At 67.8% G+C, this 21296-nt stretch carries 16 protein-coding genes; 6 read left to right on the forward strand and 10 right to left on the reverse strand.

Annotated features, from left to right (window positions below; translation table 11 throughout):
- The first annotated feature begins 174 nt into the window (after positions 1-174).
- The 6 genes from OG876_RS32345 to OG876_RS32370 all read left to right on the forward strand — a co-directional run bounded on the left by OG876_RS32345 (position 175) and on the right by OG876_RS32370 (position 9567).
- The gene (locus OG876_RS32345; protein WP_328520468.1) at positions 175-654 is read left to right on the forward strand and encodes an SRPBCC family protein; all 480 of its coding nucleotides are present in this window, start codon (positions 175-177) and stop codon (positions 652-654) included.
- The gene (locus OG876_RS32350) at positions 651-2027 is read left to right on the forward strand and encodes an MFS transporter (protein WP_328520469.1); all 1377 of its coding nucleotides are present in this window, start codon (positions 651-653) and stop codon (positions 2025-2027) included. The genes OG876_RS32345 and OG876_RS32350 overlap by 4 nt, the downstream gene beginning before the upstream one ends.
- 11 nt (positions 2028-2038) lie before the next feature.
- Positions 2039-2545, forward strand: coding sequence for a universal stress protein (locus tag OG876_RS32355; protein ID WP_328520470.1), 507 nt, complete (start codon positions 2039-2041; stop codon positions 2543-2545).
- Between the two features lie 12 nt (positions 2546-2557).
- Positions 2558-4033 (forward strand): sucrose phosphorylase, encoded by a 1476-nt coding sequence (gene gtfA, locus OG876_RS32360; protein WP_328520471.1) that lies wholly within the window; start codon positions 2558-2560, stop codon positions 4031-4033.
- A 181-nt stretch (positions 4034-4214) separates the two neighbouring features.
- Entirely contained in the window at positions 4215-7769 is a 3555-nt protein-coding gene (locus tag OG876_RS32365; RefSeq protein ID WP_328520472.1) for a choice-of-anchor D domain-containing protein, read from the forward strand.
- Positions 7770-7953: 184 nt separating this feature from the next.
- Positions 7954-9567: a DUF4091 domain-containing protein gene (locus tag OG876_RS32370; RefSeq protein WP_328520473.1), complete on the forward strand. Its 1614-nt coding sequence runs from the start codon at positions 7954-7956 to the stop codon at positions 9565-9567.
- Positions 9568-9613: 46 nt separating this feature from the next.
- Here OG876_RS32370 and OG876_RS32375 read toward each other — a convergent pair whose 3' ends face one another.
- The 10 genes from OG876_RS32375 to OG876_RS32420 all read right to left on the reverse strand — a co-directional run bounded on the left by OG876_RS32375 (position 9614) and on the right by OG876_RS32420 (position 21213).
- Complete coding sequence (locus OG876_RS32375; protein ID WP_328520474.1) at positions 9614-9880, reverse strand: response regulator transcription factor; 267 nt, start codon at positions 9878-9880, stop codon at positions 9614-9616.
- The gene (locus OG876_RS32380; protein WP_328520475.1) at positions 9840-10334 is read right to left on the reverse strand and encodes a hypothetical protein; all 495 of its coding nucleotides are present in this window, start codon (positions 10332-10334) and stop codon (positions 9840-9842) included. Before OG876_RS32380 ends, OG876_RS32375 begins: the two co-directional genes overlap by 41 nt.
- A 161-nt stretch (positions 10335-10495) precedes the next feature.
- Positions 10496-10774, reverse strand: a complete 279-nt coding sequence (locus tag OG876_RS32385; protein ID WP_328520476.1) for a hypothetical protein — start codon at positions 10772-10774, stop codon at positions 10496-10498.
- Positions 10775-10792: 18 nt separating this feature from the next.
- The gene (locus OG876_RS32390) at positions 10793-16564 is read right to left on the reverse strand and encodes an FAD-dependent oxidoreductase (RefSeq protein WP_328520477.1); all 5772 of its coding nucleotides are present in this window, start codon (positions 16562-16564) and stop codon (positions 10793-10795) included.
- A gap of 6 nt (positions 16565-16570) precedes the next feature.
- Positions 16571-17293, reverse strand: coding sequence for a PASTA domain-containing protein (locus OG876_RS32395; RefSeq protein WP_328520478.1), 723 nt, complete (start codon positions 17291-17293; stop codon positions 16571-16573).
- A gap of 12 nt (positions 17294-17305) precedes the next feature.
- Positions 17306-17884, reverse strand: coding sequence for a hypothetical protein (locus OG876_RS32400; RefSeq protein ID WP_328520479.1), 579 nt, complete (start codon positions 17882-17884; stop codon positions 17306-17308).
- Entirely contained in the window at positions 17881-18390 is a 510-nt protein-coding gene (locus OG876_RS32405) for a hypothetical protein (RefSeq protein ID WP_328520480.1), read from the reverse strand. Before OG876_RS32405 ends, OG876_RS32400 begins: the two co-directional genes overlap by 4 nt.
- A 5-nt stretch (positions 18391-18395) precedes the next feature.
- Positions 18396-19265 (reverse strand): hypothetical protein, encoded by an 870-nt coding sequence (locus OG876_RS32410; RefSeq protein WP_328520481.1) that lies wholly within the window; start codon positions 19263-19265, stop codon positions 18396-18398.
- A gap of 28 nt (positions 19266-19293) precedes the next feature.
- The gene (locus OG876_RS32415) at positions 19294-19641 is read right to left on the reverse strand and encodes a hypothetical protein (RefSeq protein WP_328520482.1); all 348 of its coding nucleotides are present in this window, start codon (positions 19639-19641) and stop codon (positions 19294-19296) included.
- A 180-nt stretch (positions 19642-19821) separates the two neighbouring features.
- Positions 19822-21213 carry an FAD-binding oxidoreductase gene (locus OG876_RS32420; RefSeq protein ID WP_328520483.1) on the reverse strand — a complete coding sequence of 464 codons (1392 nt, stop codon included), beginning with the start codon at positions 21211-21213 and terminating at the stop codon, positions 19822-19824.
- Positions 21214-21296: the final 83 nt, after the last annotated feature.

Consider the following 21296-nt stretch of genomic DNA (forward strand, 5'->3'; position numbering starts at 1 on the left):
CGCCAGTAAAGGCTTAGGAAATAAGGACTTGTGGAGTCAAGGCGACACGCCCTTGTCCATCCTCAGTGACTCATGTCACACTCACCATGAAAACGCTTTTACCACTCCCGTCGGCCTCGCCCGATGCCCGCCGCCCACGACCCGAGTGGCGGCGTGGAAGGAGGAGGAGGAGCCTTGACTGCGAATGTGATCGTCACGGTGGAGCGCCAGTTCGACTACCCCCGCGAGCGAGTCTTCAGGGCATGGACCGAGCCGACGGAGCTGGCCCAGTGGCGCGGCTCCCCGGGCTGGCACGTGGAGACGGAGAGCCTGCGGGGCGAGCAGAAACTCGGCGGCCATCACTATCACCTCAAGGTGCGCGACAACGATCCGAGCACCCGCGTGGGCACCGACGGCGTCTACACCGAGTACTTCGACCCCGACGTCTTCGTGTCCCGCGAGCGGATCACCGGCGATCCCGGCATCGACCCCGACGTACCGCTCGAACTGCGGGTGGAGTTCTCCAAGACCGGGCGTGACGGGACGCTGCTCCGGATCATCCAAGGCCCCTACGAACCCGATGTCGCCGGCTGGCACGGCGAGGGCTGGGAGAAGGAACTGACCCGGCTTCAGGACTTCCTCGTCAAGACGAGCCGGCAGGAGGCCACCTCATGAGTTCGACCGTGGAGCGCTCCAGCCTGCAGCACACCGCCATCGTCCGGCAGAAGCCGCTGATGAACATGCGGCAGATCCTGCTGATGAATCTCGGATTCTTCGGCATCCAGTACAGCTTCGGGATGCAGCAGACCGCCGTGAACCCGGTGTACGAGTTCCTCGGCGCCAATCCGGGCGACCTGCCGATCCTGAACCTGGCCGGACCGGTCACCGGTCTTCTCATCCAGCCGCTCATCGGAGCTCTCTCGGACCGGACATGGAGCCCTCGGTGGGGTCGCCGCAAGCCGTTCTTCCTCGCCGGTGCTCTCGGCTGCAGCATCTGCCTGTTCCTGTTCCCGTTCGTCACGGCGGTCTGGATGGCCGTGCTGCTGCTGTGGCTCCTCGATGCCAGCAACAACACGGCGATGGAGCCGTACCGGGCATTCATCGCCGACAAGCTGCCGCCATCCCAGCTGGGCAAGGGCTTCCTGGCCCAGTCCTTCTTCACCGGCCTGGGCATCACCCTCGCCAACATCTCGCTGTACGTTTTCCAGCAGCTGATCGACGGGGCCACCAAGGCCGGTATCCCGTACTGGGTGGTGGGGTCGTTCATGCTCGGCGCGGTCTGCTCGATCGGGACGGTTCTGGTCTCGGTGCTGACCACGCCCGAGATCCCGCCGAGTGCGGAGGAGCTCGCCGCGCTGCGGGCGAAGCGGGGCGGCTTCGGCTCGGCCATGCGGGAGATCGGCGAGGCGATCGTCGAGATGCCACCCGAGCTGCGCAAGCTGGGCTTGGTCTACCTGTTCCAGTGGTACGGGATGGTCTGCTACTGGCAGTTCGTCGCGTTGTCCATCTGGAAGTCTGTCTTCCCGCCGACCGATCAGGGCAAGGAGGACGCTGTCGCGTGGACCGGCCTCGTCAACGGCTGGTACAACATCGTCACCTTCAGCGTTGCCTTCTCGCTGGTCGCCTTCGCCCGCCGGCGCGGCGCCAAGGTGGTGCACTGTGTCTGTCTGATGCTGGCCGCGGTCGGGTTGCTGATCTTCCCGTCGGTGAGCAACAAGTACTTGCTCTTCATCCCGATCATCGGGCTCGGCATCGCGTGGGCCTCGATCATGGGCGTGCCGTACATCATGGCGGTCCGGATGATCCCGTCGACCCGGTACGGCGTCTACATGGGCATCATCAACATGATGATCGTCGTCCCGATGCTGATCCAATCCGTCACCTTCGGGGCGATCTACGAGAACGTCCTCGGTGCGAACCCCAACAACGCCATCCGGTTCGCGGGCGTACTCCTCGGTCTGGCCGGGCTCACCATGCTGTGGATCAAGGAACCGCCGATCGTCCGTGACGTCGACGAGGTCAGCTACATGCCGTCGGCCGGGCACTGAGGAGGATCGCCATGACCATGAAGGACTACCGCACGATCGTCGTCGGCACCGACGGATCCGAGCTCGCGGGGCAGGTGGTCGCCCGGGCCGCGTGGCTCGCCGTCCGGGACGACGCCGACCTCGTCATCGTCTGCGCGTTCTCCCAGCTGCCCCGCCGGGCAGAGGCGAAGAACGTTGCCACCCTCGGCGGCGATCCGCGCACCGGACAGGTGCTCGGCCGCGAAGCCGCCGGCCTGGCCCTGGACGGGGCCATGACGACCGCGAGGAAGGAGGGGGCGACGGTCTCCGCTGCCCTCCTCGTCGATGGGGAGCCGTCCACTGCGCTGACCACCATTGCCGAGGAGCGCTCCGCGGACCTGATCGTGCTCGGCGCCGTCCACGACCGCTCACTCGCGGACAGACTGCTCGGAACGGTCGCTACCGAAGTGACCAAGCGGGCCGGCTGCGACGTACTCGTCGTCCGGCCGGTCGACGAGAAGGGTGATCTCGAGATACCCGAGGAGGCATCCCGGGTCTGAGGGCAGGTCGCCATGGCAGACAAGGTTGAGCTGATCGCCTACGCGGACCGCCTCGGCGGAGACCTGCCGGGGCTGCATGAAGTACTGCGCGGGCCGCTCGCGGGACTGTTCGGCGGGGTCCACGTGCTGCCGTTCTTCCCGCCGTACGACGGCGCCGACGCCGGCTTCGACCCGGTGGACCACACCAAGGTCGACGAACGGCTCGGCAGCTGGTCGGACGTCGCGTGCCTCGCGAAGGACTTCGACCTGATGGTGGACGTCATCGTCAACCATGTCTCGGCCGACTCCCCGCCGTTCGTGGATTGGCTCGCGCACGGCGGGGAGTCCGAGTACGACGGTATGGTGCTCACCTTCGCCGGAGTCTTTCCCGACGGGGCGACCGAGGAGATGCTGCTGCGGCTGTACCGCCCGCGTCCCGGGCTGCCATTTACGCCGTACCACCTCGCGGACGGTACCAAGCGGCTGGTCTGGACGACGTTCACACCACAGCAGATCGATATCGACGTGCGGCACGCGGGGACGCGCGAGTACTTGGTCAAGGTGCTCGATCGGCTCGCCGCGGCCGGGGTGCGACGAGTGCGTCTGGACGCGGTCGGCTATGCGGTGAAAACGCCGGGGCTGACCTCGTTCATGACTCCTGAGACGTTCGAGTTCATCGACGACGTCACCGCGTGGTGCCGCGAGCGCGGGCTCGAGGTCCTCGTCGAGGTGCACTCGTACTACCGCCGGCAGATCGAGATCGCCCAGCGGGTCGACCGCGTCTACGACTTCGCCCTTCCGCCGCTGGTGCTGCACGCGATCACCGCCAGGGACGCCGATCCGCTCCTGGCCTGGCTGGCCATCCGGCCGCCGGATGCGGTCACCGTGCTCGACACCCACGACGGCATCGGGGTGATCGACGTCGGCGCCGACGCCGGCGACCGGTCTCAGCTCGGGCTGCTCACACCCGAGCAGATCGATCGGCTGGTCGAGGCGATCCACGACGGCAGCGGAGGCACCTCGCGCCAGGCGACCGGGGGCGCCGCCTCCAACGTCGACCTGTACCAGGTGAACTGCACGTTCTACGACGCTCTCGGCCGGGACGACGACCGCTACCTGCTGGCGCGGGCGGTGCAGTTCCTCACGCCCGGCATCCCGCAGGTGTACTACGTCGGACTCCTCGCCGGCTCCAACGACATGGAACTCCTGGCACGCTCCACCGTCGGACGCGACGTCAACCGCCACCACTACACACGCCCGGAGATCGAGCGCGAGCTGCAACGCCCGGTGGTGCAGGCGTTGCTGCGACTCATCCGCTTTCGCAACTCCCACCCGGCTTTCGAGGGCGCGTTCTCAGCCGCGGGCGGCGGCCCTCACCTGACCATGACGTGGACCCACCACAACGACCAGGTAACCCTCGACGCGACCCTCGACACCCCGTCGGCCACCCTCACCTGGACCGAAGCAGGCACCCGCCGAACTGCGCCGCTCCACGAACTCCCCTTCTGACGCCTGCCCGCATCGTCACCTCTCGGCTCCCGGCCGCCCGGCGGAGAGGTGAGTCTGAATCTTGCAAAGATTGATTCAGATATTGCGTGGATGTGTCTGCCGCGTTACGGTCTGCCCACCGCGCCGCAGTCCTTCGGGGCTGTGCGATCGACTATCCGCCCCTGTCGAGAGAGAGCAGCGCATGTTCCGGTCAATCAAACCCTGGAAGGCCCGCGTCGGCGTGCTCGCCGCCTGCGGCGCGTTGGTCGCCGCCAGTCTTGCCGTCATGGCCGCCGTACCGGCGTGGGCCGCTGCGTCCGGCGGCGTCGGCGCCACCTTGCCGTACGTCGAAGTACAGGCCGAGAACTCGTCGACCAACGGGACCGTCATCGGTCCGAGCGCCGCCTACAACACGCTTGCCGCCGAGTCGTCCTATCGCAAGGCAGTGACGTTGCAGGGCACCGGCAAGTTCGTCGAGTTCACGACGCCCGCGGCGACGAACTCCATCGTCTTCCGCTACAGCATCCCGGACACCGGGTCCGGGTCGGTCTACACGCCGCAACTGTCCCTCTACGTCAACGGGACCAAGCAGCCCAACTTCACCCTGACCAACGCGTACAGCTGGTACTACGGCGGCTATCCGTTCACGAACTCGCCGGGGAGCAACCCGCATCACTTCTACGATGAGGTCCACCGGCTGTTCTCGACCACCTACCCGGCCGGCACGAAGTTCCGGCTGCAGGTCGACTCCGAGGACACTGCTTCGTCGTACACGATCGACTTCGCCGACTTCGAGAACGTCGCGGGCGCGCTGACCCAGCCGGCCGGCTCGGTCTCCGTGACGAGTCAGGGCGCGGACCCGACGGGTGCCGCGGACTCCACCAACGCGTTCAACTCGGCCATGACCGCGGCCGGGGCCGGGGGCACCGTGTGGATTCCGGAGGGGACGTTCAAGATCCCGGGTCACCTGATTCTGAACAACATCACCTTCAAGGGTGCGGGGATGTGGCGCTCGACCGTCGTCGGTGCGGCGCCGGGCTTCTACGGCAACTACGCGCCCAACGGCAGCAGCGGCGTACACCTGTCGGACTTCGCCATCTTCGGCGACGTCCAGGAGCGCAACGACGGCGCCCAGGTGAACGGCATCGGCGGCGCGCTGAACAACTCCACTGTGGACCGGGTGTGGATCGAGCACGAGAAGGTCGGCGCGTGGATGGACGGCCCGTTCACCAACCTGGTCTTCAGCGGCATGCGCATCCGCAACGTGACGGCCGACGGGGTCAACTTCCACAACGGCGTCACCAACTCCAAGGTCACGAACAGCGATCTGCGCAACCTCGGCGATGACGGCCTGGCGACCTGGGCGGAGCAGAACGCCGACGTCAACGACTCGTTCGACCACAACACGGTGCAGTACCCGATCCTTGCCAACGGCATCGCCATCTACGGCGGTCACGACAACTTCGTCACCGACAACCGGGTGATCGACGCCGGCCTCACGCAGGGCGGCGGAATCCACGTCGCGCAGCGGTTCGCCTCGACGACGCTCGGGCGTACGGACGTTCTCCGCAACACGATCATCCGGTCCGGGAGCCTGGATCCCAACTGGCAGTTCGGGGTCGGGGCACTGTGGTTCGATGCGCGGGACGGCGCGATGTCCGGCCTGACCAACGTCGACAACATCCTCATCCAGCAGAGCCCGTACGAGGCCGTCCAGTTCGTCTCGGGCTCGAACATCAGCAACGTCAAGATCAACAACGCGACGATCCAGAACACCGGAACCTGGGTGGTCCAGGAGCAGGTCGGCGGCTCGGCGACCATCACCAACAGCACCGCCACCGGTACCCAGGCGCCCGGACCGATCTACAGCTGTGGCGTCGGCTTCACGCTCACCGACGGCGGCGGCAACTCGGGCATCTTCGCGCCTGGACAGTGTCAGAACATCACCGCGCCGGCGTTCCCGCCGTACCTGCCGGACAACGGATCGCAGCTCTCGATCAGCCCGAGCGCGCTGAGCTTCGGTTCCGTCGCGACCGGTACGTCGAGTGCCCCGCAGGCCGTCACCGTCACGAACAGCGGTACCGCGGCGGCACCGGTCAGCTCGGTCGCGATCACCGGTGACTACGGTCAGACCAACAACTGCGGAACCAGCATCGCGGCCGGCGCCTCGTGCACGGTCAACGTCACTTTCAGCCCCACGACGGCGGGCAGTCGAGCCGGAAACCTGACGGTCAACGCCGCCGGTGTCACCAGCACCGTCCCGCTCTCGGGCACGGGCGTCGCACCTGGGCCGATCCTCACCCCGAACCCCGGCAGCCTGTCCTTCCCGGACACCCAGGTAGGAAGTTCCTCGCCGACTCAGACCGTCACGGTGACCAACTCCGGTACGACGTCGGCGACGGTGTCGGGCGTGTCCGCCTCGGGCGACTTCAGTCAGACGAACAACTGCGCCACGGTCGCGGTCGGCGCGTCCTGCACGGTGACGGTCACGTTCCGGCCGACCGCGTCGGGAGCGCGTGCCGGTGGCGTGACGGTGACCAGCAACGCCAACAACAGCCCGACCTCTATCTCCCTGACGGGCAACGGCATCGGGACCGACACCAACCTCGCCCTCGGCAAGCCGGCCTCGGCGAGCAGCCAGGTCAACGGCACGCAGACCCCTGCGATGGCAACGGATGGCGACGCGAACACCTATTGGGAAAGTGCCAACAACGCCTTCCCACAGTGGCTGCAGGCGGACCTCGGAGCGGTACGCAGCATCGGCAAGGTGACGCTGAAGCTACCGCCGAGCTCGGTGTGGGGCACGCGCACGCAGACGTTGTCGGTCCAGACGAGCACCGATGGATCGAACTTCAGTACGGCGGTCGCGTCCGCGACGTACACGTTCACGTCACCTACCAACGTCGTGAACATCACCGTTCCGGCGACCAACGCTCGCTACGTGCGGGTCAACATCACGGCCAACAGCGGTTGGCCTGCCGGGCAGCTGTCGGAACTCGAGGTGTACCCGAGCGGCGGCACCCAGATCAACGCTCCGACGTTGAGCACCAGCCCGTCCTCGCTCACCTTCGGATCGCAGACGCTCAACACGACAAGCGCCGCCCAGGCGATCACCGTGACCAACACGGGCAGCCTGGCCGCCTCGGTCTCGAGCGTCACGGCCTCGGGTGACTTCACGCAGACCAACAACTGCACCAGCATCGCGGTCAACGCTTCTTGCACGGTCAATGTCAGCTTCCGCCCGACCGCGTCCGGGACCCGGACGGGTACGTTGACGATCAACAGCAATGCGACCAACAGCCCGACCACCGTCGCGCTGTCCGGTACCGGCGCTGGTGCAACGAGCACCAACCTCGCAGCGGGTAAGCCCACCAGCGAGTCGAGCCACGCTGACGTCTACCCGTCGAACAACGTGACCGACGGCAACCAGGCGACGTACTGGGAGAGCGCGAACAACGCCTTCCCGCAGTGGGTACAGGTCGACCTCGGTGCTGCCAGCAGCGCCAGCCGGATCGTCTTGCAGCTGCCCGCCTCATGGGGAGCACGCACCGAGACGCTGTCTGTCCTCGGCAGTACCGACGGCACGACCTTCAGCACGGTCGTCGGATCCGCGGGGTACTCCTTCGCCCCTGGTAGCAACAACACGGTGACCATCACCTTCGCCCCGACGACCAAGCGCTACTTCCGGCTGAACGTCACGGCGAACACAGGCTGGCCCGCGGGCCAGCTCTCCGAGTTCCAGGTCTGGAACTCATAGTCAGGAATCTCCGGCCGGTACGACGAACCAGTCGTGCCGGCCGGGAGGGCGTTGTGTATTGCTGCGCGAATCTGCATCATAGAGTCCACAATCACGCAAAGGAGCGTGTCGTCGCCGGGGTCGGAAGGAGTGGTCCGCACTGACCGCGAAGTGGACGTTCGTACTCTGCGATGCGCTCGCGAAGGTGCACCCGGTTCGGGACCCGCGGCCCGTGGCCGCCGCCACCCGGTTCCAGGCGTTCCTCGGCGAGCCGGCCTCCTTCCAGCTCGCCTACCGTCCTCCGCTCGACCCGACGTTCCGGGACCCGCGCCCGCTCCAGGTGCGGATCGAGGGGGATGCGGCCGACCTGGTCACGGTGTCGAGCGTGGATCTCGTGCCTTGCGCCTTCCTCGCTCTCCCGGGGCATGACGACGGCTATGAGTGGGACGAACCCGGGCTGTATCCGGACGTGCTGCGCCCCGTGCCGAACGGCGAAGTTCCCGTGCGGTTCGGCAGTTGGGGGGCAGTGTGGTTCGACCTGACCACGACCGATCCGGTGCGGGCCGGCGTACACGAACTCACGATCGTGATGACCTCGCCGGACGGGTCTGAGCTCCATCGGGAGCCGGTCACCGTCGAAATCACCGGGATCGAGCTGCCGCCACTCGACATCGTGTCGAGCCACTGGATGCACCTCGACGCGCTGGCCGATCACTACGGCGTCGAGGTGTTCAGCGAAGAGCACTGGACCCTCGTCGAGCGATTCATGGCATCGGCGGCGGAGATGGGTGTGACGTCGCTGCTCGCACCGGTCTGGACGCCACCGCTCGACACTGCGGTCGGTTCGTACCGCACCGTTGTGCAGCTCATCGACATCACGGCGACGACCGAGGGATACCGGTTCGGCTTCGATCGGCTTCGGCGCTGGCTCGACCTGTGCCGACGCAGCGGGATCACCGGCGTCGAGGTCGCGCATCTCTTCACCCAGTGGGGTGCGGAGGCCACGCCCGGCATCGTCGTGAACCAGGAGCGAGCGTTCGGTTGGGACGTCCCGGCGACCGACGCGCGATACCGGACCTTGATGGAAGCGCTGCTGCCGGCGCTGCAGTCCGTGCTCGACGAGGAGTGGGACCGCGACCACGTGGTCTTCCACATCTCGGACGAGCCATCCGGGGAGGGTGGACTCGCGAGCTACCTCGCCGCGAAAGCCGTCGTCGCCGATCTCCTGAAGGGCTGGACGGTCGTCGACGCCCTCAGCGAGCACTCCTTCTACACGTCGGGTGCCGTTCCAGTCCCCGTCGTCGCGACCGATCACGTCGAACCGTTCCTGGCGGAGCGGCCGAAACGCTTGTGGGTGTACTGCTGCGTCTCACAGGATCGCGATGTCGCGAACCGCTTCATCGGCATGCCCTCGTCGCGCAACCGTGCGATCGGGCACCAGCTCTTCGCCTCCGGAGTAGACGGATTCCTCCACTGGGGATTCAACTTCTGGTACTCCTGGCACTCCATCCGGCGGGTTGACCCCTTCACGGACACCTCGGCCGGAGGCGCGTTCCCGTCCGGCGACCCCTTCGCCGTTTACCCCGGCCCGGACAGAACACCTTGGCCGTCGATCCGCTTCCGCGTGTTCGCGCAAGCAATGTGGGACCACCGCGCACTACAGGCCGTACGCGCGGCCCACGGAACCACCGCGGCCCTGGACCTCATCGACCCTGACCGCACCCTCCGCTTCGACCGCCCGGTCCTCGACCCAAACCACTACTACCAAGCCCGCCAACGCATAACCGCAGCACTGACCAACGCCGGCCCCGAGGCTTAGACCAACCGACTACCCATCGCCCAACCAGGCAATGTCTCGAGGCCCCTCAGGTTCGTTGCATTGCGGCGCCTAAGAGGAGGCGGGAGCGGGCCTTGGCGGCGGCTTCGGTGCGGCGGCGGGCGCCGAGTTTGGCGAGGATGTTGTGGACGTGATTCTTGACCGTGCTCAGCTCGATGCACAGACGGCCGGCGATCTCCTTGTTGGACAGGCCGTCGTCGATCAGGCCGAGGATCTCGCGTTCCCGGGCGGTCAGTTGGGTCGCGCTGAACTGGTCATGCGGCGATCGGCCGGAGGACCCGATCCGGCGAAGCATGGCGGCGGTGACCCTCGGCGGGCAGGCCGAGTCGCCCCGGGCGACGGCTCGCGCTGTCGTGACGATGTCGCGAAGCGTTCCCTCCCGGGCGACGAAACCCGGCGACCCCGGCCGCCACGCAGGCGATGATCGACTCGTCGTCCTCCGGCGTTCCCAGCGCGACCAGGCGTGCGCCGGGACGGCTTGCCGGCAGTGCGGGAATGAGTTGGGTTCCGCACTCGCCGGACACGTCCACGAGGATGATGTCGGGGTTCACGGGATCCCGTGACGTGGTGCCCGGGAAGGTCGGCGCCGTACCGATGACGTCGATCCCGGCGATCTGGCCCAGGGCCGTCGCGAGATTCTCACGATGAACCCGAACCGGACCGATGATCGTGATGACGAGTGGTCTGGTGTCGCGAAGCCCTCCCGTTGCCGCGCGGCCTGTCGTCACATCCACCACTGTTTGTGTCATGGACCCCTCCCCGACGTACGACGTTCCGGGTCGCGCCCCGCGATTCGGCCGCACTCCTAACGCGGCGAATTCTCCCCTCCTACAGAGTGCTACACCGGGGCCGGTCGCGGGAGGCCCAAACCTGGAAGGCCCGGATCTTTCGATTTAGCCCGGCCGCTGGATCAGACGATGTTCGGTGCGGGAGGCAGGTCGTACGCCGTCTTGTCGTCGACCTTGGCCGCGCGGCCGTCGAGAGTGAAGTGGACTCGTCCGGTCGGGTAGATCCAGATCTCGTCGAGGGTACGAGCGCGGAACTCCGTGAGCATCGCCGTACTCGCGTTCTGCGGCGGCCTCGTCGTGGTCCAGTAGCCGATCTTGGCCGGCCGTCCGAGCAGGGCCTGCACGGTCGCCTTTTCCTGGTGGACGATCCGCGTCCGCAAGTTGGTCAATCGTTCGGGCATGTCGTGATCCACCTGTTCTCAGAACGGCCGCCAGATACCGCGGCCTTCGTCGGTGCTGTCGAATCTGATCGAGCCGTCGCGGTTGACCTGGCTGCGTCCCTTCTCGGCTTCCCACCAGGCCTTGTGCCACCAGTTTCCTCCGGAGCGGCACGAGTCGACCGATCCGATCACGATGCCGCCGGTCGCGGCCTGCACCGCCTTGATGAAGATGTCGGCGGGTCCCGCTGACGAGCAGGCCGCGATCGAGACGAAGGACGGACCGGGGCCGAGAGCGTTCTTGATGATCGTCCCGAACTTCGTCGCCTGGCTCGTGGTCGACACCATGTCGTTGGCTTCGCCGGACTCGATGTGCCCGTCGCCGTCGGTGTCGTTGCCGAGCCGGAACCCCCCGCTGCCCGACCAGCCACCGTGCGCCTCGATATGGATGCCGGTGAGGTAGCCGCAGGTCCCGACGTGCGCACGGATCGCCTCGACCAGATCGCTCACGGTGTGGACCAGAATCCAGGTGTCCGCGTCGGTGTAGCCGCCGTAGTCGCGTAGGTCGATCTCGGTCTCGGCGTCGTGCACGAGCAGCAGGGTCCCGAGGTTCTTCAGCCCGCCCGCACAGGTGGCGGCCGACCTGGGAGCGATCGGTGCCAGGCCTTCCCACGCCTGGGGTGCCTGCGCGCCGATGCGGGCCGGCAGCTTCGCCTCGGCCGACGACTGAACCGCAGACCAGTCAGGGTTTTCGGCGAGGTCTTCGCCGACCGACTCAGCGCTGCCCGACAGCGCGAGGGGACCGCGGATGTTGTAGCCGCCGGTCAAAGTCGTCTCGATCGTCCACAGGCCGCGGCTGTCCATCGCGATGGCGTTGTTGGCGTTGCTGTCACCGTTCACGGTGAGCCAGTCGCGCACGTAGTCCGCCGACCCACTCTTCAGCTTGGCCGCCATGGCTGCGGCGACCGCGTCTCCGTTGGGGCTGTCGCACGGCGCCTGGCCCTGGTAGCCGAGCAGTGCGATGAGCGGTCCGCCCCGCGAGTTCAGCAGCCGGCTCCACGCGAGGCCTGGCCCGGTCGGTGGCGACTTCGAGGTGTCGATCCGTAGGACCGAGCACCCCGCGATGATCAGTAGGTCGAGATCCAGGCTCGCCGGCCAGGCGGCGGCGAGCTCGGTCGGTCCGAGCCAGTCCACGTACGTGCCGCTCGATCCGCAGGCGGCGCCGGTGGTCTCGATGGCAAGCATTCCGCTCGCGGACAGGCCGTGGCCCGAGTAGTAGAAGATGTCCGCCGGGCTGCGGACGAGGCGGCGGACGGGGCGCCCGGTCTGCCAGGTGGTGCGGGGACGAACGGTCAGCTCGAGGACCTCCACGCCGCCCGCTCGGAAGAGGGCCCTCGCGTCCGGCACCTCGCGGGTTTCGTCGCCGGTCGACGTTCCCAACGTCTGAGGTTGCGTCGCGATGCCCCGGACGGTCGCGCCCAACGCGGAACGGAAGGCAGCGTCGCTGGTCCCGCCGGCCCGGACCACGGTCGTCACCTCGGTCATGCTGGAGTCAACGGCCAGGAGTGGTCCGAGTGAGCTGACAGTTCGGCTGCCTCGGTACCGCAGCCTGCTGGGATTCGCCGGGTCCGGGCCTTCCAGTGGGATCGTCCAGGAGACGGGCGTGGCCACGGTCCCAGCACCTGCTTCGCGGTTCGGCGGCCGGCTCTTGAGTTCTACCGTGATCTCCGGTGGCATCGTCGCGGCCGGCAGTCCGGAGGCCGTCGCGAGTACGTCGACGGTCCGGGTGTCCAGACCGAGAACCTCGTCCCAGCGCAGGGGTGTGCCTGCGCCGCTCGGTCCGGCGAACCACAGTCCCTCGACGACGACTTGCGCCGTACCTGCCGGGCCGACGACGATCGCGTCGAGCTGTGCCCAGGTCCGGGTCCCGACCTTGCCGTCGACCTCAACCGGTGTCGCCGGAAACGCCAGTCGCTGGAACGACTCGACGGCCGCGCGCGTGTGTACGCCGTACTGGCAGTCCTCCTCGAGCGGCGACTCGGCGAGGCCGGTCTGTCCGGCAGCCAGCCGGTACGCGTGGAAGGCGTTGAGCTTCCGCTGGATCTCCCGGACGGCAGAGTGCTGCGAGCCGAATCGCAGCACGGTCGGCCTGCTCGCGGGCGCGACCACTACGTCGGGGCAGGGGCCTTTGACGGTCTCGGTGGGCGGGTCCGTCGTCGTTGGGCGGAGGACGAGCATGTGTCCGGGTACGACGCCTTGCTGGTCAGCGACCCGACGAGCGTAGCGGTGAGACCACGGATGGGACTGGGGATCGAGCACGTGGACGTAGAGCCCGGGGAGCGGTGAGTCCGTGCGGTAGCCGGCGGCGTGAAGCTGACCGCGGTGGCGCAGATCGCCGGTGGCGATGACTGCGACAGTGCCGAAGGGGCTGCCACGACCACGGCTCACGACGAGATCGCCAGGGCGCAGAGGGCTGAGGGGAGCCTTCGGGCCGGCGATCAGGTCGAAGCGGGGGAGCAGTTGCGCGGGCCCAGCACCGGAGACGAACAGGTCGAAGAGGGTCGTCGCGGCGAGCTGCGGTCGCGCGGACAGCCCGGCGTCGTGCAGGACGTGTTGCCACCACCACTCGCCGGCCTGCTCAAGGTCGTTGCCCTCGGCCACCGTCTCGGAGCTGCGGCAGGCGGCAGTCACCGCGCCGACGACTCGGTAGGCCGCGAGTACGCCGGAACTGAGCGCGCCCTCCATATAGCCGTAGAAGCCGGGCGATGCCTGCTCTCCGGCGAAGAACAACCGGCCCTGGAACGGCTTGGTGAGGTTCGGCGCAATCGTGGTGACCTCGCCGGGTGCGGGGATCGAGTAGCCGGTGCAGACCCACGGTTCCGACGGCCAGTCGGCGAAGACGGTCTTCGGTCGCTGAGCGGCGTACCCGGGGTAGAAGGTCTCGAGCCGTTCCTGATAGCGCCGCGCGTCGAGGACGAAACCGCCGCCGGAATACACGGACAGGCAGGCGGCCGGCCCGCTGGTCTGGTGGTCGGTGCCCTCCCAGACACTGCCGAGGTGGTCCCAGAGTGCGTGCGGTGCGAGGTGTTTGTCTTCCCAGAACGGGCGTGAGACGCCACTGAGGAACTTGACGCAGGGGCCGTGGCTGATGGTGTAGTCGGCGGCGCGGAACGGCGTACCGGCGAGGATGCGGGGCCAGACCATCGGCGCGGTCGTGAGGATGACGTAGTCGAACTCCGCCGAGGCTGCCGGCGTGCCGAAGCCGACCCGGACCGATCGGGAGCCGATCTCCACCGACGTGACGGGGGTATTCAGCCGGACGTCCCGCAGGGTCTTGGCCAGATGGGTCGCGAGTTGCTCGTTGCCACCCTTGCACCGGTGGGTCTCGATGCGGGTCCAGTAGGCGAGTGGATCGCCGGGCAGCATGTGGGCGCGAACAGCCGCCAGGTAGCCGAGGTAACTCTGCCGGGACACCGGAGCGCACTGGTCGTCCTCCGTGACGAACTCGAAGTACTTGCGGGGAGTAGTGGAAACGGGGCCGAACAGATCGGGTTCGTCGAGACGCTGCGCCAGTGATTTGCGATCGAGGACGGCGGCGTTGGGCGACGTCCAGGGGCGGAGCGGGTCGACTGTCGCGGCCTCGCGAGCGATCGTCGTACGGACGCGCAGCAGTTTCTCTTCGACCTCAGCGAGCTCGGCATCGGTCAGATCCTTCGTGCCCAACCGGACCCTGACCTTGAGACCGCGCCGTTCGTAGTCGGCTTCCTTGCTCACCTTCTCCAGTTCGAGACCGAAGCGCCGGGCGAGCTGGAACCAGGTCGGGTGATTCTCCCCGATCAGCTCCGCGCCCGCCTCGGCGATCTTTCCGGCGGCGAGCGTCGGATCGGTGCGCACCCGCCCACCCAGCCGACCGGTGGCCTCGAAGACGGTGACCTTTGTGCCACCTGTCTCGAGAGTCCAGGCGGCCATCAGACCGGCGAAGCCGGCCCCGATGACGGCGACCTTGGTGGCGGGCAGGCAGCCGGCGGCAACCGCTTCTGACGCAGAGAGATCGGGTGACGGTGGTGGTTCGAAGACGACCTCCGCAGGTAGATCTGACACCGCTTCCTCCTCGGAACGTGACTCACGCACTGCCTCGAGCGCGCGGCGCGGGTTGAGGTATCCACTGCCGAGCCGGAACAGGTCTGCACCCGGTGGAGGCAGATCGCAGCTGGACAGCAGCGCACGGCGGGTCTCGTCGATCGGGAGCGGCCGATCGGCCACCTCGAACATCAACGCGATCGTCCCGGTCACCGCCGGTGCCGCCATGCTGGTGCCGCTCATCCGGACGTAGCGGGGTACGTCGTCGTCGCTCGTGCCGGACCGGGCTCCGAGCACGAGCACCCCAGGCGCGACGAGGTCGGGTTTCTGCCGACCGTCGCGGGTGGGACCCGAGCTGCTGAAGTCGCCGATCGGCCGGTCCTGCCGGTGAGCGTTGTAGGCGCCGACCGTGATGGTGCGGTAGCCGTTGCAGATCGTCCCGGTCGTCGTCCGGGGGTTGGCCTGGTCGTCGTCGAGGTGGGCCTGACAGGGCGGGCAGGCGGTATCGCGTTCGATCCACGCATGGACGCGACCGTCCACGATGTCCTGTCCGGTCAAGGTGATCTCCCACCCGCCGGTCGATACGCCGGGGTCCACGAAGACGCTGATCTGGTTGTCGCCGTTGTTGGGGTCGCACGCGCGGTGGTAGATCCGCGCTGCCTTGCGCCCGTCGACCGTCACCGTGCCGTTCGAGCCGAGCGGGACGACGGACGCCGGGCCTGTCCCCGGCGCGACCTCGACGCCGAGGCGATCTCGTCCGGGGTACCAGATGTCGACCTGGTTGACGGTGAGGTCTCCCGGCTGCGCTTCGATGCGGAAGCGCCGTACCGAGCCGGGCCGCAGCCGCCACGCCGCGTGCGTCCGGCGGCCGAAGTAGTTGCCGCCGCTCGCGATGATCGCCAGACCGGATCTCGACGAGACGAGTTGGTCCATGGCCAGCTCGACGAGCGAGTGGCCGGTGTGTTCGCCGGCGTGCCGCCCGAGGCTGAGGTTGATGACGCACGGCCGTTGCTGGGCGATCTCCACGATGAAGTCCAGAGCCTCCAGCAGTTCCACCGAGTCACCCAGAGGGACCTCGGCGGTGGCCGGACGGCGACCGAGGTTGACGAAGATGAGGTCAGCCTCCCGCGCCATGCCCACCGGGCCTCCGCCGCGCCCGTTCCCGGCGGCGATGCTCGCCGTGTGGGTCCCGTGCGCACCGCTTCCGGAGTCGAAGTCCGCGGCGTCGTACCCGAGTGTCCGAACAGGATCGTCGCTCTCGAGTGCATGGTCGATGGCGGCCGCGTCGAGGATCCGTCCGTAGCCGTACTTCACCGCCGTGCTCTCGGCCGTCGGCCGCTGATCCCAGAGTGCGAGTACTCGCGTCGACCCGTCGGGATTCCTGAAGTCGGGATGCGTGACATCGAGACCCCAGTCGATGAGCGCGACCACCACGTCGCGACCGGTTGCGTCCAGTTCGGTGGACCGGTCGTCGTGTGGCTCGGCCGGCTCCTCGATGGTCGCGGGCTCGAGATCCGGCGCGTAGACCCGAGGGGCCTTGACGCTGGCGACGACAGTATCGGCTCGCAGGTCGGGGATCGCGCTACGGGCTACTCGTGCGGTGGCGATGTCACCGAAGCGGCTGACGATGCGAGCGGAGACGGGTGAGTCGCCGGGGTGCCGGAGGCGGAGAAGGACCGCGACCTCGTCCTCCGGCTCCCCAGCGCGGATGAGCTCCTGGAGTGCGGGATCCATCGGGGATCACCCGCGCGATCCGCCCCGGCTCGTGGCGGACCGCTTGGACGTCCCCGCGCCCTGACGGACCACCGGTTCCTCGTCGAGTTTGTCGATGATCGTCTGGAGCCTTGTCTCCGCTGCCGTGTCGGTCTCCACAGCGGCGACAGCGGTGGCGATCTCGCCGGCTGTGGTCACCAGACCGTCCACGCCGCCCGCGACGCCATCCAGCTTGCTGTCGAGTCCGTCGACCTTCGCGCTGACCCCGTCGACCTTTGCACTGACCCCGTCGAGCTTGGCGTCGATACCGTCGATCTTCGTGCCGATGGTGTCCGCCTTGGTGCCGAGGTCGCTCAAGGCGGCGACGATGCTGTCGAGTTTCCCGTCGACCCCGGTCACCTGGGCGCCCACGTCTGCAACGGCGGTTGCCACTTGGCCGACCGACGTACCGACGTCCGCGACAGCGTTCTCGATGTCGGTCAGCTGCTGATCGAGGTTCGGCGGGATGACCGGTGCCTTGATGATCAGCAGCGTGACGACAGTCTTCTTGGGTCGCGCGGTGCCGGCCGCCGGGTTCTGGCTGAAGACCGTGCCCTCGGTCCCTTCGGCCTCGATGGTCTGGACCTTGGGAACCAGCTCGAAGTCACGCAGCTTGGCTTCGGCGTCGGCCTGCGGCAGGCCTTGGACGTTGGGTACGCCGACCAGTCCGCCGCCCGCACCGCCGCCGATCACGAGGCTCGTCACCGTCATGGCCGTGCCTCCCTACTTCCGGCCGAGCAGCACGAACAGCAGCAACAGCATCATGCTGGAGTCGCCGCCACCCATGAATCCGCCCTTGCTGTCGCCACCGCCGCCGTACCCCGGCATCAGGAGCAGCAAAGGCAGGAGAATGCCCAACTGGTTCGACGACTGGGTGAGCACCCGGACGCTGTTTCCACTGTCGTCCGTCGCCGCGATCGACTCCTGCGTCAACAGCGGAAGCAGGACCGCCAGCATCTTGGTCTGCTGAAGGTCCGAGCGGATGGCATCCGTCGACTTCCGGCGGTCGGCCACTTCCCGCCGTACCAGCGCCACCTGGCGATCCTGACCCGTGGACAGGATGTTGGTCCGATTCTCCAGCGCGGTAACCGCCGTACTGAGGGTTTCGATCTTGCTGTCGAGATTGCGGGCCGCGCTCTGCACCTGGGTCTGGCTGGCAGGCGTGGTTGTCTGACGTGGCACGAAGCTGCTCTGGCGGGCCGGCGTCCGCACGAGGGTACGGCGGGCCGGAGTCGCCTCCTCGAACGCCTCGTAGTCCAGGCTTTCGAGCAACGAGTCCAGGTCTTCTGTGTATCCGTTCACTGAGCACCCCTCTCATCGGTGCTGCCGCGGTCCACCGCGGCGGATGGTCGACCTTGCAGGCGAACCTGCAACTTGACCGCGGGTATGACGAGCCGTTCGAACAGACTCGGCTCCGCAGGCATGAAGCCCGGCCGGCCGCGGCCCCGGCACCAACTGCAGTCCTGGTCGTCGCCGAAGCACGCCGGGCACGCACCCAACGCACTGGCCAGTTCCAGGCAACGGCTACGCAACGCCCGCAGCTCGGCGGTGAGCTCGTCGAACTGGACCCGGACCGCCGCGACCTGCTCTCGACGCTCGGCTTCTTCCTCGAGATCCCGTTCGTCCTGTTCGGCCTGCAGTTCCTCCTGTTCGAGGCCCTGTTGCATCTCCGTCTCGCGCTGGGAGATCAGCTGGACCACAGGCGCCAGCTCGGGATCCGCCTGGGCCAACTCCTTGACGGTCTGTTCCAGGCTCTGTCCGCTGGCGAGTTGCTGCTTGAGCAGTTCCAGGACGTCGGTTGCGACCATCACACTCACCTCAGGACGACGTCGTACTCGTCGTAGGCATCGAGGTCCTCGGGGAAGTCCTCCTCGAAGGCTTCGTCGTCTTCACGGGGGGATCCGGCCAGCAGCTCCAGCACGCGTTGCGAACGCTGGTAGGGGTCGTCGGGATCCGCGACCAATTCACCATCCGAGTCGAACAAGTAGCCCGGTACGACGACGGCCTCGTCCCAGCTCGTGGCTTCGTCCCAACTCGTCGCCTCGTCCCAACTCGCGGCCTCGGCCTCCGACTCCCGGGCCAGGGCCGACAGGAGTCCGGCATAGGCGTTGGCCGGTACGGGGGTGCCTGACGGCCCAGCCGGGATGGCGGCGTTCTGGCCGCCGAGGAGCGCCGCGAGCGCCTGCACCATCTCCGGTCTGCCGAGGAGCCTCAACAGTTGGTCGGTCGCCGGAGCAGGAGTGGCCGGAGCAGGAGTGGCCGGGGCCGAGGTCGGGGGCGGACCGGGCGGCTTCCCGGCTCCGGGAAGTCCACCTCCACCGGCAATGTTCACGACGCCGCTGATGACGGACCCGACGTCTCGACCGGTTCCCGTCGTGTGTTTCTGCAGGGCAGCGCCCGTACCGCCGGCCAGCGCTCCCACGAGAGCGCCGTACGGGCCGTATTTCATGCCTTGCATTCCGCCTTCGAGGCCGCCCTGCAACGCGGTCGCGGCGACGGGCGCGGCCTGCTGCGCGAAGTTCGAGAAGGCCTTGCCCAGGCCGGAGAAGAACTCCTCGTACTCGAGCGGTGTGACGTCGTCTCCGAAGGCCGTCGAGAACACCGAGTCCAGCTCGGCATCGGTCAGGCCGGAGAACCGATCGTCGAGCGCATCGCGTAGATAGGGGTAGCTGGTGTCAGGCATTCCCTCTTCCCTTCTGCGGCACTACTGGTCACCTCGTCGCGGATCGGAGTACGTCGGCCAATCGCCGGCCGGACAGGTGCTCGATCAGATCCGCATCGGCTGCCACCGTCTGGACCAAGGCCTCGGCTCGATTCACGTCGAGCGCGACGACTGTGAGCCCCGGATGCTCGTCGAGCAGCCGCTCGACGAGCGGGGGAGCGGTGCGATCCGACATCGAAACGACCACGAGATCGGCCCCGACCTCGGCCACGCACAGCATCAACTCCACGTCGGTGCCGAACGCGAGGTCGAGCTCCAGGTCCGATTCCCCCGAGATCGCAGCTCTGACCGCGTCAACCATCGGCGACGGTCGATCGGCAACCAGGATCCGGCTCACTGACACCTCCCGCGTCCGAACGACCATCACCTGTCCCGCCAAACTACGAGCGATCGCCCCGCCACGAGATGAACCCAAGGATCAGTTCTCGACCCAGATTCAGATCTGGTCCCTCCCTCACGCGGCAGTTCGCGCGCGGCGGAGGGTGGACTCCGCCGCGCGCTTCGTGCTGTGTGAGTGTCAGCCGGCGATCGCGCGGGCGTACTCACCGATCTGCAGGACACCGTCCGGGTCGTACTTCCGGCTCACCTCGGCGATCCGCTGAAGTGTTTCCTCGTCGTACGCGCGGCGCGCCGTCCGGGCGTCGTGGGGAGGTCCGAAGTTCGGCCAGACACCGCCGGTGTCCCATTCGGACAGCGCAGCGTAGAGGCGGTCCCAGTGCGGCAGCACGCGGGGGTCTTCCGCGATGCCCACGGCGAGCACGCTGAAGCCGGCGGAGCGGTGCGAGAAGGCGTTCGGGTGCTCGGCATCCCGGGCGTAGGCGCCACCCAGCTGGCGGACCTCGACCATCAGCTGCGGCGATCCCGACTCGTATCCGGCCACGTCGAGCAGCCGCTTCGCGGTCACGTCGGTGAACTCGGTCAGCAGCATGGCCGGGTCGACGACGGGCATCGGGTCGACCGGGTCGGCGTGGACCGAGTCGACGTCCAGGTACGGCTTCACGTCAGCGTCGTCGAGGATCACCGGAGCGACGGAGCGGATCTGGTCCAGCAGTTCGCGGCCCTCGTCCGCGGCAGCGGTCCAGAGGAAGCGAACACCGAGGGTCATGCGGCCCGCAAGGGCCGGCGGAACGCCGGGCATGTCGGGCAGCTGGAAGAGCACGAACGACGTCGTCGCCTGCTCGGGAAGCTCCTCCGACCAGTCTCGCCACCGCTCGATGACGCGTGCGGAGTCGGCGCCGTCGAAGTACACCGCGCCGCCGTAGAACGTCGGCAAGTGCACCAGGTCGAACTCCACCGCCGTCACGATCGCGGTCGCGCCCTTGCCGCCCCTGAGGGCGAAGAACAGATCCGGGTGCTCGGTCGGCGTGACGCGACGGAACTCGCCGTCACCGGTGACGACCTCGAACGCGCGCACCTTGTCCGCGGCGAGACCGTACGTGCGGGCCATCGGGCCGACGCCGCCACCGGTCGTGTACCCGACCACGCCGACGTCGCTGGTGGACCCGTTGAGCGGAGCCAGCCCGTATCGCGCGGCCGCTCGGATCACCGGGAGCCACTTGACGCCGGCTCCGACGCGAGCCCAGCCCTCAGGGTGAACCGTGACCTCGTCCAGGCCCTTGGTCACCACGAGCAGGTGTCCGGCGTACGAGCTGTCGGCCCCGTGGCCGGTGGCCTGGACGCCGACGGTGTAGCCGTGTTCCCGGGCGAAGCGGACGGTGGCGACCACGTCCTCGGCAGTGCGTACGGCGACAACCGCGGCCGGCCGCATGGGTACGGCGAGGAGCCACGGTGTGGACAGCGCGGCGTACTGCTCGTCGTCGGGCGTGTGGACCTCGCCGGTCAGGCGACTGCGAAGCTCCTCGAGGGAGGTGTGCGGCCGGATGGTGGCGCGGTCAAGAGCGATCGTCATCGAACTTCTCCTGTTCGGTCTGTCGTTGCTGTGATGACAGACCGACGGTGTCGCGAAGCACTTGACGGCGACTTGTGACCGGC

Source organism: Kribbella sp. NBC_00359 (assembly GCF_036097425.1).
Taxonomy (GTDB): Bacteria; Actinomycetota; Actinomycetes; order Propionibacteriales; family Kribbellaceae; genus Kribbella.

Bases quoted from the DNA above. Each gene is read 5' to 3' on its own strand.
- OG876_RS32405 (WP_328520480.1), bottom strand. From the start codon at position 18,390: ATGGTCGCAACCGACGTCCTGGAACTGCTCAAGCAGCAACTCGCCAGC.
- OG876_RS32390 (WP_328520477.1), bottom strand. From the start codon at position 16,564: ATGGATCCCGCACTCCAGGAGCTCATCCGCGCTGGGGAGCCGGAGGAC.
- gtfA (WP_328520471.1), top strand. From the start codon at position 2,558: ATGGCAGACAAGGTTGAGCTGATCGCCTACGCGGACCGCCTCGGCGGA.
- OG876_RS32350 (WP_328520469.1), top strand. From the start codon at position 651: ATGAGTTCGACCGTGGAGCGCTCCAGCCTGCAGCACACCGCCATCGTC.
- OG876_RS32380 (WP_328520475.1), bottom strand. From the start codon at position 10,334: ATGACACAAACAGTGGTGGATGTGACGACAGGCCGCGCGGCAACGGGA.
- OG876_RS32365 (WP_328520472.1), top strand. From the start codon at position 4,215: ATGTTCCGGTCAATCAAACCCTGGAAGGCCCGCGTCGGCGTGCTCGCC.
- OG876_RS32355 (WP_328520470.1), top strand. From the start codon at position 2,039: ATGACCATGAAGGACTACCGCACGATCGTCGTCGGCACCGACGGATCC.
- OG876_RS32385 (WP_328520476.1), bottom strand. From the start codon at position 10,774: ATGCCCGAACGATTGACCAACTTGCGGACGCGGATCGTCCACCAGGAA.
- OG876_RS32375 (WP_328520474.1), bottom strand. From the start codon at position 9,880: ATGCTTCGCCGGATCGGGTCCTCCGGCCGATCGCCGCATGACCAGTTC.
- OG876_RS32395 (WP_328520478.1), bottom strand. From the start codon at position 17,293: ATGACGGTGACGAGCCTCGTGATCGGCGGCGGTGCGGGCGGCGGACTG.
- OG876_RS32410 (WP_328520481.1), bottom strand. From the start codon at position 19,265: ATGCCTGACACCAGCTACCCCTATCTACGCGATGCGCTCGACGATCGG.
- OG876_RS32420 (WP_328520483.1), bottom strand. From the start codon at position 21,213: ATGACGATCGCTCTTGACCGCGCCACCATCCGGCCGCACACCTCCCTC.